This is a genomic window from Marinomonas piezotolerans (assembly GCF_003362755.1).
GTDB classification, from domain to species: domain Bacteria; phylum Pseudomonadota; class Gammaproteobacteria; order Pseudomonadales; family Marinomonadaceae; genus Marinomonas; species Marinomonas piezotolerans.
Map to the genome: position 1 here is coordinate 121441 of NZ_QKRA01000003.1, position 13475 is coordinate 134915.

Genomic DNA, 13475 nt, shown 5'->3' on the forward strand with positions numbered 1-13475 from the left:
CTTAGACAACGATACTGAGGTGCGGCGCGTACAAGGCCAAATTAGAGAGTTACACGATATTATTAAGCTGGAAGAAACAGCCGAGCGAGTCATCAAGTCCGCTCGTTAACCCCAAAAACATTTCAATTTAACCGCCCAAGTGGCGGTTTTTTTATTCCTGGATACGCCAATGCGCCCCAGGGCAAACCAAAGCAACGCGGATTCGCCGAGAGAAGGCCCCGCAAGAGGAAATCATCATGACTGTAAACACTGATCAACTAGAGCAAGAGGCAGACGAGCTATTTGCGCGCAGGAATCAAGCCCCCGATAAATCGGATACGGCTAAAGATGAAAGTGAGCAAACCGAGCAAGAGCAGGCAGAGCAAACGCCCCCTGAGCAGCAGGACACAGCAGAAACTCAAGCCGAGCGAACGCCAGAGGTAATCGCAGAAGAGCGAATCAAAAACGCTCAAGCCTTGATGACCAAAGCCACGCAGGAAGCCGCCGCACTACGACGAGAAAACGCCCAACTAAAAGAGCAAATGGAAGCTTTACAAGCCAATCCATCTGAAGGTGAGAGTAATGCGCCCGAAGTCGGTTCGCTTGAAGATTTGATGGAAGAATATCCTGAATTGGTAGGGCCTCTTGTCCAGCGGTTAAATCAACTCGAAGGAAAGATTAATGGCATCGAAACAGTAAGTCAGAAAAGCAAAGAGGATGCTGCGCTTGAGGCTCACTGGGACACGATTAACCAAGCTCATCCTGATCACATGGAGATAGCCCAAGAACCTGACTTTCAAGGGTGGGTGGCGCGTCAGCCACCAGTGATGCAACAGATTGCACAGAATGGTTCTGCTCAAGATGTGATTTACCTTCTGGATCAGTACAAAGCCACCATCTCTAAAGGCACCAGTCAAAACAAAAAAGTGGATCAGGCCAAAGAGTTAGCAGATAAGGTTCCGCGTACTCAGCAAAAGCCTACCACGTCCTTAAAACCTTCTTTCACCCGCGAACAAATAGCCAAGATGTCGCCAGAACAATTCTCTAAGTATGAAGCGGAGATTGACGAGGCAATGGCTCGCGGGGAAATAAACTAATATCTGGAGAATACAATGCCAGCACCTTTCCCCGATGGCAATGCTGCCAACTTCGTACCAGAGGTATGGAGTAAAAAGCTACAAGCGCGTTTTTACGCACAAACCGTATTAGCTCAGTTTTGTAATCATGACTGGGAAGGCGAGATTAGCGGTCAAGGCTCAAAAGTTAAGATTCGAACCCCGCCTTCTATTAGTATCGGTGATTACACCGGCACGGTTACTTACCAAAGCCTAGAAACAGATATTATTGAGTTAGCGATTGATAAAGCGAAGTTCTATGCTTTTAAAGTCGACGATATCCAGAAAGCTCAGTCGGACATTGAGTTAATCAATAGCTCAACTACCGATGCGTCTCAAAACATGAAAATCCAAGTTGAGCGTGATGTGTTTTCCTCTATCTACGCAGACGTTCCAGCCGCCAACACGATTACCACACAGGTAACAAAGTCTAACGTGCTGGACATTATCGTAGACCTTGGAACCGCGCTTGATGAAGCTGATGTGCCAGAAGAAGGCCGCAAGCTGATCTTGCCACCTTGGATTTGCGGCATGATCAAGAAATCTGACCTTAAAGATGCGTCATTGTCTGGTGATGGTACGTCCATCATGCGTAATGGTCGCTTAGGTATGCTTGATCGTTACGAAATCTTCACCAACAACAACTTGGCGGTGATCGACGGAACCGGTAAATCTCCTGGCGATGTTGGTTTTGATCCCGCTACAGCAGTGTGGCATGCGCTTGGCGGCACCAAGCATTTCTGTTCTTTCGCGTCTCAGTTCGTGAAAACAGAAACAGTGCGTCTACAAGACACCTTTGGTGACGGTATCCGTGGACTTAAAGTGTATGGCTTCGAATCAACTAAGCCAGAAGCCGGCGTATTGCTGAAAGCCAGTAAGTAAGCCGTAAACCAGCAACAGGGCCACTAGCACAGCGCTAGTGGCTCTTTTTTTTGTGAGATAGCAGCATGAAACAACCAAGCCAAATGACCAAAGACGAACTAGAAGCCTACGCCAAAGAAAAACACGGTGTAGACCTAGATAAACGCGAAAAAATCGATGATTTACGCGCAAAGGTAGCCAAGTTGGATTCTGAAATTTCAGATAAGGAAGTAGATGCCTCTGCGGTGCCAAATGAGGACGCAGAACAAGTGAAGTACTTAAAGCATCCTAAGACTGGCGTGGTGATGGTGGCGACTAAGGCGTTGCTTAAACGTAGCGACCTCCAGCCATGCGAAGCACCTAAAAAAGACGCTTAGGGGTAAAGTATGCCTTTAGTGTTTAGCGATATTGAGTTGCTTATCAGTCCAGAAGCGCATCAAGCCCCGTCGGTATTGATTCAAGACTATCTTGGGTATGTTGTAAATGACTTCTGTAGGCGAAGCAAATTTGTTAGGAGAACATTTGAGCATGACCTGCTTGCAGAAGGAAATAGCTTCCAGCAGGAAGTCACAGACGACGAACAGCTTCATGAACTATGGAAAGCGGAGTTGGGTGGAGTAAGGCTTGATCATTCAACGCCATATACGCCAAGTAATGTTCCCTCACTTACTATTAATGATGATAAAAAAGGCTTTTCAGTCAACAACCCCCAAGATGCTAAGCAACTAAAGGCTACCTTTGTTGTTACTACTAAACGATCTGCCACTCAATATCCTGAAAGCCTAGAAGAATGGCTTGATGGTCTTGCTAGTGGCGTCATTGCAAGATTGCAGTCCATGACAAACAAGCCATGGAGCAATGCCAATAACGCATACACTCACCAACAACGCTATGAAATGGCGGTATCTAAAGCCAAAACAAAAGCAATAGTCACATCTACTGGTGGCGATATGCGTTTGCGACCAACCCCTTTTATCTAAGGTAAAAAACTATGGCCACCACAACCGTTGTGAGCATCATTAAGCGCGCTCAATTGGCGCTCAATGATAAAACGAGCATTGTTTGGAACGAGCGGGAATTGCTCGATAACTTCAACGATGCCGTGAAAGACATCGTATCTCGGCGTCCTGACGCGAACGCAATTAATGCTTTTTTGGACTGTACGCCCGACTCAAGCAAGCAGACATTGCCTGCAAATGCGTTGCGCCTTGTCGATGTCGTGCGTAACAAGGACGGTCGAGTCATTCAGGAGACGGATCGCTTAACGCTTGATTCGAGTCGCCCTGATTGGCACCAAAGCACACCGACGCTTTCTGTAGAGCATTACATCTATGATGAGCGTGACCCTAAGACGTTCTATTTGTATCCGCGCCCTATGAATAATGGCGCTGATCCTCACCAGATTGAAGTTGTTTACTCAACGTGTCCAGAAGCTATAGATATCGACGATACAGCTATCAAAGCTGGCACCGACACAACGAAGATACCACTAGACGACATTTACGCTAATCCTTTGCTCGATTTCATTTTGTACCGATGTTACAGCAAGGATCTTGGATCGGCAGCGAACGCACAGCGAGCAGCGTCACATTACCAAGCGTATGGCAACGCGCTTAATGTGAAGCTGCAAGCAGACGCTATGATTGCGACAAAGGGGTAATAAGAGATGGCATGGCCTAGTTTTACAGCAGACGTTACCCAAAACAGTAACCAGATCACCATTTATGGCGCAGTTCCTGCGAGTGAGATTCCAGCAGGGTTTGAGGCCATCGTTTATGGCGTTGAAACGGTTGCGAATTTAGAAGTCGCTGCAGGCACCGAGATTATGTATGACGGCGGCGGCAATCCGTATTCGACATTATCACTTGTTCGCCCGTTTACTGGCTCAACTGCGACAGGTGTTGAGGTCGTGATTAAGCCCACTGGATCACTCTTTAACGATGTTGTGGGGGTGTTCCGAAATGGCTCCAATCAGCAAAACCAGCTCATGGCGAACTATTACCAGTTCTGCGAAGGTGATACACCGATTACACACCAGCCGTTAGACGAAAATGCTGATCCGCTATCAATCGATACGCTACCCATGATGAATCAGCAAGTGGCCGATGCTATCTCTGCTTTTCAGAACGCTGCGGGTACGGCGGCTGGTTATGATGTAACTAGCACTAGCACGGATACATCAAACGGGTCGAATGGTTTAAAGCGATTAATGCGTCTAGGTGATTTTGGCGGGTATGGAGGAAGCACTGCACCTAGCCTAAGTAGCTTGAGCCTAAACGATTTAAATAATATCCCTATATCTAGTTTGCTAGCGGCAGGAGTTGGCGCTTCAAACTTACCTGTCGAAACTAGCGTAACTGTAAATACTAATTTACGTAATGCAGATCACGGAATGCAGGATGTATTTACTTCAAACGGCCAAACCCGCCGCTATTTTAGAATAAAAGACGGAGGAGCTTGGCTACCTTACGTAGAAATGCTCCATACAGGCAACACTGGCTCCATCGTCAGTAAAGATTACATAGAGGGCACATTCGACCCATCAGTTGAAGATACTGATAGTGTCGGCGTTCCGAGTTATTCCATTAGAGCTGGTGAATACACTAGAACGGGTGATGACGTCACAGTTTATATTCTTATGGGCGGGTCATGGGCAATCACTCCAAGCGTAACTGGAAGACTCAGAATTGCAAACCTGCCGTTTATTTCAAACGGCGATTATAGTTTCATGCCAAACATAGGATTTACAGACCCAGCATCGGTGGGGTGTTCACTGGTCACTGGGTATGTAGTTAACAACAGTAACCATTGTGTCATAAATGCGACCAGTGGAATTTCTACAAATGGGGAGCCACTACCATTTGACGGCGTAAAATCATCTACAACAGATTTTTATGTATTTGCGACCATTGCCTACAAAGCCGTACCTCAATAATGCTAGGAGAGAAAAAATGTTAGAAAAGAAAGATACATACACTGCCAGAGTAATTTTCGACGCCTTCAACGCTGTTGAGGTAACACGATTCACAAAAATTTATGAGAATGGCGTTCTGGTGTCAGAGCTAAAACCGTATAGCTATGTGATCACAGCCGGAAAGGATTACTCAGACCAACCAGCGGAAGTGCAAAGTATTTGCCAAGCTGTTCACACGCCAGAAATCATCGCAGCTTATCAAGCCAGCATAGAGCAGTCAGAGCCGACGGCCTAATCCACTACGCCTGATTCACCCACAGCGCACTAGCGCTTTTTTTGTGCCTGAAATAAGCTTATGACCCTAAAAATTAGTAATTTTGCGGGCATAGCGCCCGTTGTAGCCCCCCACAAACTTAGCAATGGCCTTTCACAGACTGCGAAAAACGTGCGCCTAAATTCTGGCGCATTAGAAGCGATGCAGGGCAATACTGTGGATTCGCCGCTAGCGTTAGGCAACACAGCGTCAATCGCACGCTACAAGCCGGGCGAATCAGCGTACTGGTTCGAGTTCGACAGTCATGTTGATCTCGTGCCATCTCTAATATTCGGATCGGCACGCAGCGAAATGTATTGGACGGACGGGATAAAGCCAAAGCGCACGACATCGAGTATTGCGACCGCTAGCGCGCCTTATCCGTCTACATCGTTCTCTTTGGGTGTGCCAGCACCAGACGGCCAGATCGTTGCGGGTGATATCACAGGGGATGAACCAGAGTCTGAATTCGATAATGAAGACCGCGTTTATGTCGTGACGTTTGTTACAGACGAAGGCTATGAGGGAGCGCCGTCTCTGCCAGTGACTATTACGCTAGGCACTGAGCAGGGCTGTACGATTTCAAACCTGCCTACCTCAGCTTCAGGTAACTATAACGTCACTAAAAAGCGCATCTACCGCGGCACGTCTGCGACAACTGAGCTGCAATTCCTCGTAGAGCTGGACTTAGCGACCGCTGAATACGCTGATAGTAAAGCAGCTAATGAACTAGGCGAAGCGCTCATAACCTACGACTTTGATCTTCCGCCTGATGACTTAATGGGGCTCACGGTTTTGCCTAATGGTGTATTGGCTGGATTCAATGATAATCAGCTTTGTTTCTGTGAGCCTTTTATGCCCTATGCGTGGCCTACGGGTTATCGTCTCACGACAGAAAGCCCGATAGTGGGCATTGCCGCAATCGGTGGCGGTTTGCTGGTCACAACAACAGGTAAGCCTTATTTAGCATTGGGTGCAACACCTGGCAGCATTCAGCTACAACAAATGGACAGCAATCAAGCGTGCGTAAGTAAACGCAGCCTTGTCGATGTTGGAGCGTCGGCTTTGTACGCCAGCCCTGATGGAATCGTACAGGGCAGCGCTAGCGGCGTTCGTTTGGTCGGTGATGCGCTGTTTTCGCGAGAGCAATGGCAGACCCTAAAACCAGAAAGCATTCACGCATACTACCATGACGAAAAGTATATTTTCTTTTATGACAACGGCACAGAGCAGGGCGGATACATCTTTGATCCGCAAGGCAAAGGCAATGCCCTAACAGAGTTAGATTTCTACGCCACCACAGGCTACAACGATTTAGAGAGCGATACGCTTTACTTGGTCGTTGGTTCAAACATCGTAGCATTCCAGCATGGCGACACGCTTACCTACACTTGGCAATCCGCTCAATTCCGCCTTCCTAGTCTTATGCCTTATTCCGTGTGCCGTGTTATTGCGGATGATTACCCTGGGGAAATTACAGTTAATGTAGACGGGCAGACTACGACAGTTGAATACGAGGATGACCAACCGTTTCGCATTAGCGCAGGCGGTCGAGGTCGATTTGTCGATATCACGTTGACTGGCACCAATACGGTTAAAGAAGTGCTGCTAGGCCATGATATGGGGGCCGTGTATGGCTAATCGACGCAAGCGACCAGCTATAGAACATGTTCAATTAAAGGGTGAGCTATCTAGTTTAAACAGCGTACTTGCTGCTATTCGCGAGCATCTTGAGATAAACGAAGGTGAGCGCGGCGACCCTATGGAAAGAGGTGTTAAGGTCCGTGATCTTGTCGCAGCTGGTATATCTGAATATCGGCTTCGTAAGAGCGGGAAGGGGCAATATGCTACGCTGACAGGCACGCAAACAGAAACACACAACACCAGCACACCGCCGACACCGCAAAACCTTCAAGCGCTCCCAACAACCGCAAACGTCTATTTGTCGTGGGGCAATCCGAGCTATTCCTACCACGCATACACTGAGGTTTGGCGTAGCAGTGAAAACAATCTTGCGACCGCTGTAGACCTTGGGGCGAGCCCTGATGGTCTGGTTTACGCTGATGCCGTGGTGTCAGGCCAAACCTATTACTATTGGATTCGCTTCGTTTCTAAAGCTGGCGTTAAATCAGAGTTCAATGCGGTCGATGGTGTTGAGGCAGTTACGGAACTACCTCCAGAAGAAATACTGAACCAGTTAAGTGGCCGCATTACGTCGAGCGAGCTGGTTCAAGAGCTACGTGATCCAATAGAACAAATCCCTTTATTGTCGGAAGCGATCGGCACTGAAACTGAAAATCGAATTGCTGCAATATTGGCTGAATCGCAGGCGCGAGCCGATGCTATACAGGCGGAAGTTGATGCGCGTATTGCAGCGATTACACAAGAACGCGCAACGTCAGCGTATGAAATATCTGTAGAGCAAACAACTCGCGCCCAAAAACTAGCCGAGGAAGCGCAAGCCCGAATTGATGCCCTACAATCTGAGGCGGATCAGCGTGTTGCCGCCATACAAACAGAGCAGGCCGCTAGAGCTACAGCAATCGCGAATGAGCAACAGGCTCGTGCTAACGAAATTCAACAGGAAGCGCAAATCAGAGCCAATGCGCTTGCCGCTGAATCACTGAACCGAATCAAAGGGTTTCAGGCGTTACAATCCATTGAGTCGCTTGTAGGCACGGATGCACGAGAGCTGAAAACGCTATCGCGCATTGCAAACGAAGAAATGACTCGGATGCAGCAATATCAAGAGCTTTCAGCATCCTATCAAACACTCTACAGCACTACGTCAGCGGAAATTATCAGGCTAGACGAAGCAGTTGCAACGGAAAAAGAAGCGCGAGCCACGGCGATCACAAGCCTTACGGCGCAGTTTCAAACGGAATTAGGCACGGTACAACAAGCGGCTGTAACGGAAGCTATAAACGTTATCACAACAAATGATGACGTAATTGCCGAAGTTATTAGCAAAATCAGCGCAGCGGATACGACAGGATGGGCAACGACTGCATATGTAACGGAAAACGCAGTAACGCCGCTCAACGCGCTCACTAATCGTACCACTACCCTTGAAAGCCAATATCAGGCCATTGATAGCACGTATTTATCTCAAGCATCGTTCACAGAATGGCAACAGACGTACACGACCGACAAGGAAGCCACCACAGAGCGCTTAGATACACTAGAAAGCACTGTCTCCGATCCATTAACAGGGCTAACAAGTAAAGCCAGCACAACGCAGCTCACACAGACTAAGAATGATATTTACAACAGTCAAGTATCTCAGTTCGGCAGTATTTCAGCACGATTCATCCAGCAACAGGGCGACATTGATGCTAAAGCGACTAAGACAGAGCTGACGGATGCTATCAGTGATGCCAAAGGCGCTAGTGTAAGCGAGTTCACTCAGATACAGGCTGAGTTTGATAACGTTGCCAATGATGTCAATTCCAAAGCTAGTAAGACCGAAGTAGAGGACATCGCTGCAGGGCTTGAAAGCGCGTCCATCGAACAAGCAAGCAACAGCAAAGCGGTGGTTGAGTTTGCCGAGCTGTCAGCAATGACGGAATCAATAAAGTCATTACAGCAGTCCGTTACGGCTGATCAATCATTGATTAGCAAAATTGACAAGGTGACAGCGGAATACAGGACAGGTATCAGTACGGCGACCGCAGAGATAACACGAGTTGAAACAGTACTGTCTGATGAATTGAGCGCTAGCGTGGAATCGTTCGAAGCATTTACGGCCAGTTACGAGACAGACAAAGCCAACACACTTGCAACTAAAACAGAGCTGAATCAGGCCAAGACGGACGTATTGGGTGCAGAGGTAAGCGAGTTCTCTAGGCTAGAGGCTAAATTCAACGAGCAAAATAGCCAAATAAACACGAAGGCTAGCACTGCCGATTTATCTAATGCGATCTCAACAGAGCAAGAAGCAAGAGCAAACCTAGCGTCTTCGGTCGCTACACAGCTTAATTCCCAACAACAAGACATCGACACACGAGCAACTAAAACTGAATTAACAGAAGCTATATCTACTGAGCAACAGGCCCGTACTAGCCAATACAACTCTACGCAATCTGAGATTTCAGGTCTTAATGACTCACTTAAATCGAAAGCCAGTACGACAGAGTTAGAAGAAACGGCAGCAGCGTTAGATTCATCGTTATATGCGCGGCTAAATTTGACAGCAACAGCTCTAAAACAGGATGCATTTACCGCTGAAACGAGAGCAATTAAGAGCATAGAGCAGTCTGCGAACGCTGATGCCGTTCAGATCAAACGCCTAGATCGAATGGAGTCGGAGTACAAAACAGGTGTCGGCCTAGCGCGAGCAGAAATTGCTCAAACACAAACAATCCTGACGAACAGCGTTGAGGCTCTAGCTGAAACCGTTACAACTCATAAAACGGAATACGAAACAGACAAGTCTTCAACATTAGCGACAAAGACAGAGCTAGATCAAGCAAAGTCAGACATTAAGGGAAGTGCTGTTACGGATTTCACAGAGATCAATACGCAACTCGAATCGCAGCAACAGGACATTGCGACGCGAGCCACTAAGACAGAACTTAATGAAGCTATATCTGGCGAATCAAATGCGCGAGTATCCGCTATAAATCAGCTTTCAACAACGGTTAACGGTCACACCTCGACTCTGCAAACACAAAGCGAAAGCATTGATGGTATCGGCGCTAAGTGGGGTGTTAAGTTTTCCATAGGCAATGATGGACAGCAGCGCGTCACCGGCTTTCAAGTTAACGCAGGAGAGGGGTCAACTGGGGCGCACTTTGATGTTGATGAGTTCAGTATCAGTAAGCCCGGTGCGGAAGCATTGGATTTTGCTGTGGCGGATGTCTTGCAACCTGACGGAAGCACTAAGCGAATGGTTGTGATGGACGCGGCCAAGATAGTGAACCTCGCCGTTAAAAGCGCACAGATTGAATCCGTAGCGGCTGACAAAGTTACAGCAGGAAAAATAAACGCGGCTGTCTCAATGATGGCAGCAAAGATATTTGGCGGGGCTCTTCGTCTTGGGGCTGGCGGGACTATTCTGAGGGATGACGAAAACGGAGATTCTGCAGGGTACAAAGCTGTCATAGACAGCGACGGTAGCATCTATTCCGAAGCGCACTTAAGAGTAGGCAACGAACAGCAGTACATCCATTGGAATGGTGAAACCTTTGAAATATCGGGTATTTTAAAGTCTTCGGTTATAGACCCATCAAGTACACTTGTTAAGTCCAGTGAAAATGCGACAACTGGACCTATAACTGTTCATACGCTTAATACAGATGTTTTGTTCGCCAAGCGTGAAGGGGTTCAGGAGTTTGGATCGGGCTACATTTACAGTGAGAGTACCTACATAGGAAAACTGTATTTACCCAAAAGCGATGATACTAGCGAGCCTAACAAGAAGGTGGTAACTGATCTAGGGCAGGTTCTTAATATAAACTTCCCATGCCGCGGCCATGATTGCTCTATGAATATTCAGTACAGGCTAGATGGTGGCGATTGGATAACATGGGAGCCGTGGCCTAACAGTACTGTAACGTCAGTTGCTGGTGCGACATCAGGCAACTTCTATCAAATTGTTAATTTGGATTTCCCGTTATTCGGCCCAAATGGGGTAACAGATGCAAATGATCATTCATTGATAGAGTTTCAATTTCAAGTTGATTCGATTAGTGGGCAGTATGGTCGATTCGAGGCGAGTAACATTTCGTTTACCTACAACAACCTCTAACTGACATTAGATAACAAATAAGCTATGATTTTCTCATGCTGCCGAAATTGTGAGCAGCCCTCCAATAAATCAAAAATTCCAAATAAAACCGCCCACCCGAGGCGGTTTTTTTGTGCCCAAAGGTAACCCCATGACTAATGAAAACGACACAGATACGTCTAGTGGCGAGCTTTCGTGCGCCCAGATACATGAGCTATTGGCTCAGCAGGTTAACGACAAAATTGAAGAATTCGAAGCGTTCGCTTTAGAGCAAGAGCAGATCGAATTACCCGTCGAGCATTTGTTTGTGAATGGCATGTACGCCCGAAAGATATTGATTCCGAAAGGTACTGTCCTTACTGGAGCTGTTCATAAGTGGGGATACGTTGACATCATGCTTAGCGGGGATATTTCAGTTGCGACACCCGAAGGTGTCAAGCGCATGACAGGTTGGCAGATTCTAGAAGGCAAGGCAGGGCGGAAGCGTATGGGTTATGCCCATGAGGATACGCATTGGATCACAGTGCATAGAACCGACGCCACTACTTCCGATGGCATTGAAAGCATTTTAACGGTCCAAAACATGGCGCAGTTTGAGGCTCTACCTTTAACCGAGCGCGAGGTTATTTTAAAAGAGGAGACTCAACTATGTCAGTTGCCATCGCAGCAGTAGGTGTTACTGCCTACAGCGCTTATCAGAATGGGGAGAACGCGGACAGATCCGCAGGTAATCAAGAAAAGGTAATTGAAGCCCAAAACCGCATTGCCCAAGCGCAGCTCGATATGGCTCAAGAAGACCGTGATTACTATGAGCAGACTTACCGACCGCTGGAAGAAGAGATTGCCGCTAATGCAGGCGTTACGGATGCAGAAACCAACCAGATGGTTGCTCAAGCTGGCCTAACAACAGCAAATGCTATGGATTCCGCTAATGCGCAACGAGAGCGAAACTTACAGCGCATGGGGGTAAACCCCAATAGCGGCGCGTACGCAGCCAATACACGCAAGAACGCTATTGCAAAGGCAGTCGCCAAAGCTAATAGCCAAAACAGCGCACGCGCAGCAGCAGAGCAGCAGGATTACAGCGAAAAAGTGGCGGCAGTAGGATTGGGTAAGGGAATAACTAGCTCAGTAGGCGGATTAATGTCTAGTGCAGCGAATACATACGGAAATTCAGCCGCTGGCTATGGCATGCAAATGCAAGCGTATGGTAATGCTGCGGCTAGTTCAGCTCAGTTAGGTATGCAGATTGGCGGGGCGGCAATGGCTTCCTACGGAGAGAACGGTTTTGATAAAGAAAAGTTTGGGAATCTCGCAATCGGCAACTACAACTACGGGGTACAGAAACAATGAGCATCGGATTAGGGTATGTTGCAAAAGGGTTGATGCAGGGCAGACAACAAAACATTAATGATTCATTGCGCCGCAATGAGGAAGAAAGAAGACAGATGTCATTCGGCCTACAGCAACGAATTGGCGAAGCTGATGCTAAAGTGAAAGAGCATAACTCCAGTGATCACAATCTTGGCTTACTGGATCGCCGCAATACGGCTAACACCGAACAAGCCGAAGCCCAAGCGCGCACTGCTAATTTTCAATCGTCAGATGGATATCTGGATACCCTTTATCGAGGTGTTGAGGCTGGCGTGACAGGCAAGCAGCTGAATAACCAATATGCTCAGCAAGGCATTGATCTACGAGGCGAGCAGCTTACACCCGAGGCCAAAGCCCTCCGCCAAAAAGAACAAAATTTTAAAGCGTCTGAACTTGAACGACGTGAAGCGATTGGAAAAATGGACTTGCGCATCAAGCAGCGAAACGAAGAGCTATTACAATTAACTCACCTAAACGATAAAGCGCGAGCTCAGCAAGAGCGCCAGAAGCTTACCGATATTGATGCATATGAAACGATCAATCGTCTGCGTCAAGGTGACAAATCAAACGCTATTCGACTGTTTAACGAGTTGGACAGCAACGGCATATACGATGCCACAGACCTATCTTTTGATGATGCAGGGAATCTGTATATCGCGCGTCGAGATAATGAAGATATTATCTATCCTGCCGAAGCAATCAAAGGCATAGAGCAGCGCATTCAAGCGGAGATTGAACGAACTTCGGCTAAAAAAGCGCCTAAGGTTTACAAAGAGAAAGTGTTCAATGAAGCAGGCGTGGAAGTAGGTGAGAAAGCCTACGTTCTGCAGCACGATCCAGCGACAAATAAGCAGTACAAGCAATATATCGAAGAAAAGCCACAGCAGCAGGCTCAAGTTGATGCAAACGAAGAAATTCAAGTAGCGTTAGAAATGGTTCGTGATGGTGAGCTTTCAGCCGAAATGTTTGAGAAGTGGTACGGAATTAAGCCGCCGTCCGATGCCTCACAAGGTGCGAACACCGAATTTGCAGATGACTACATTCCACCGGACACAAACACCACCACGACGGTTGATAAACCAAAAGGGCTAGGGCTTCTACAATCAGGTATCAAGCCTAGACCGTTAGCACGCTAAACAGAATGAAATGATGAAACCCGCCAAGTGCGGGTTTTTTATTGCTCGGAGAAAA

At 47.5% G+C, this 13475-nt stretch carries 12 protein-coding genes; all 12 read left to right on the plus strand.

Annotated features, from left to right (window positions below; genetic code table 11):
* Positions 1-236: 236 nt before the first annotated feature.
* The 12 genes from DN730_RS08105 to DN730_RS08160 all read left to right on the plus strand — a co-directional run bounded on the left by DN730_RS08105 (position 237) and on the right by DN730_RS08160 (position 13420).
* Complete coding sequence (locus tag DN730_RS08105; protein ID WP_115467620.1) at positions 237-1076, plus strand: hypothetical protein; 840 nt, start codon at positions 237-239, stop codon at positions 1074-1076.
* A 15-nt stretch (positions 1077-1091) separates the two neighbouring features.
* Positions 1092-1976, plus strand: coding sequence for a major capsid protein (locus tag DN730_RS08110; protein WP_115467621.1), 885 nt, complete (start codon positions 1092-1094; stop codon positions 1974-1976).
* Between the two features lie 65 nt (positions 1977-2041).
* The gene (locus DN730_RS08115) at positions 2042-2332 is read left to right on the plus strand and encodes a hypothetical protein (RefSeq protein WP_115467622.1); all 291 of its coding nucleotides are present in this window, start codon (positions 2042-2044) and stop codon (positions 2330-2332) included.
* Between the two features lie 9 nt (positions 2333-2341).
* A complete protein-coding gene (locus DN730_RS08120; protein ID WP_115467623.1) occupies positions 2342-2935 on the plus strand; it encodes a hypothetical protein in 594 nt (197 codons plus the stop codon).
* Positions 2936-2946: 11 nt separating this feature from the next.
* On the plus strand, positions 2947-3615 hold the full coding sequence (locus DN730_RS08125; protein ID WP_115467624.1) for a phage adaptor protein: 669 nt from the start codon (positions 2947-2949) through the stop codon (positions 3613-3615).
* Between the two features lie 6 nt (positions 3616-3621).
* A complete protein-coding gene (locus tag DN730_RS08130; RefSeq protein ID WP_115467625.1) occupies positions 3622-4890 on the plus strand; it encodes a hypothetical protein in 1269 nt (422 codons plus the stop codon).
* A gap of 16 nt (positions 4891-4906) precedes the next feature.
* On the plus strand, positions 4907-5164 hold the full coding sequence (locus tag DN730_RS08135) for a hypothetical protein (protein ID WP_115467626.1): 258 nt from the start codon (positions 4907-4909) through the stop codon (positions 5162-5164).
* Between the two features lie 60 nt (positions 5165-5224).
* Positions 5225-6823, plus strand: coding sequence for a hypothetical protein (locus tag DN730_RS08140; protein WP_115467627.1), 1599 nt, complete (start codon positions 5225-5227; stop codon positions 6821-6823).
* Complete coding sequence (locus DN730_RS08145; protein WP_115467628.1) at positions 6816-10931, plus strand: hypothetical protein; 4116 nt, start codon at positions 6816-6818, stop codon at positions 10929-10931. The genes DN730_RS08140 and DN730_RS08145 overlap by 8 nt, the downstream gene beginning before the upstream one ends.
* A gap of 130 nt (positions 10932-11061) precedes the next feature.
* Positions 11062-11583 (plus strand): hypothetical protein, encoded by a 522-nt coding sequence (locus tag DN730_RS08150; protein ID WP_115467629.1) that lies wholly within the window; start codon positions 11062-11064, stop codon positions 11581-11583.
* Complete coding sequence (locus DN730_RS08155) at positions 11559-12263, plus strand: macro domain-containing protein (protein WP_115467630.1); 705 nt, start codon at positions 11559-11561, stop codon at positions 12261-12263. The genes DN730_RS08150 and DN730_RS08155 overlap by 25 nt, the downstream gene beginning before the upstream one ends.
* Positions 12260-13420 carry a hypothetical protein gene (locus tag DN730_RS08160; protein ID WP_115467631.1) on the plus strand — a complete coding sequence of 387 codons (1161 nt, stop codon included), beginning with the start codon at positions 12260-12262 and terminating at the stop codon, positions 13418-13420. The genes DN730_RS08155 and DN730_RS08160 overlap by 4 nt, the downstream gene beginning before the upstream one ends.
* Positions 13421-13475: the final 55 nt, after the last annotated feature.

Bases quoted from the DNA above. Each gene is read 5' to 3' on its own strand.
- DN730_RS08105 (WP_115467620.1), top strand. From the start codon at position 237: ATGACTGTAAACACTGATCAACTAGAGCAAGAGGCAGACGAGCTATTT.
- DN730_RS08110 (WP_115467621.1), top strand. From the start codon at position 1,092: ATGCCAGCACCTTTCCCCGATGGCAATGCTGCCAACTTCGTACCAGAG.
- DN730_RS08115 (WP_115467622.1), top strand. From the start codon at position 2,042: ATGAAACAACCAAGCCAAATGACCAAAGACGAACTAGAAGCCTACGCC.
- DN730_RS08120 (WP_115467623.1), top strand. From the start codon at position 2,342: ATGCCTTTAGTGTTTAGCGATATTGAGTTGCTTATCAGTCCAGAAGCG.
- DN730_RS08125 (WP_115467624.1), top strand. From the start codon at position 2,947: ATGGCCACCACAACCGTTGTGAGCATCATTAAGCGCGCTCAATTGGCG.
- DN730_RS08130 (WP_115467625.1), top strand. From the start codon at position 3,622: ATGGCATGGCCTAGTTTTACAGCAGACGTTACCCAAAACAGTAACCAG.
- DN730_RS08135 (WP_115467626.1), top strand. From the start codon at position 4,907: ATGTTAGAAAAGAAAGATACATACACTGCCAGAGTAATTTTCGACGCC.
- DN730_RS08140 (WP_115467627.1), top strand. From the start codon at position 5,225: ATGACCCTAAAAATTAGTAATTTTGCGGGCATAGCGCCCGTTGTAGCC.
- DN730_RS08145 (WP_115467628.1), top strand. From the start codon at position 6,816: ATGGCTAATCGACGCAAGCGACCAGCTATAGAACATGTTCAATTAAAG.
- DN730_RS08150 (WP_115467629.1), top strand. From the start codon at position 11,062: ATGACTAATGAAAACGACACAGATACGTCTAGTGGCGAGCTTTCGTGC.
- DN730_RS08155 (WP_115467630.1), top strand. From the start codon at position 11,559: ATGTCAGTTGCCATCGCAGCAGTAGGTGTTACTGCCTACAGCGCTTAT.
- DN730_RS08160 (WP_115467631.1), top strand. From the start codon at position 12,260: ATGAGCATCGGATTAGGGTATGTTGCAAAAGGGTTGATGCAGGGCAGA.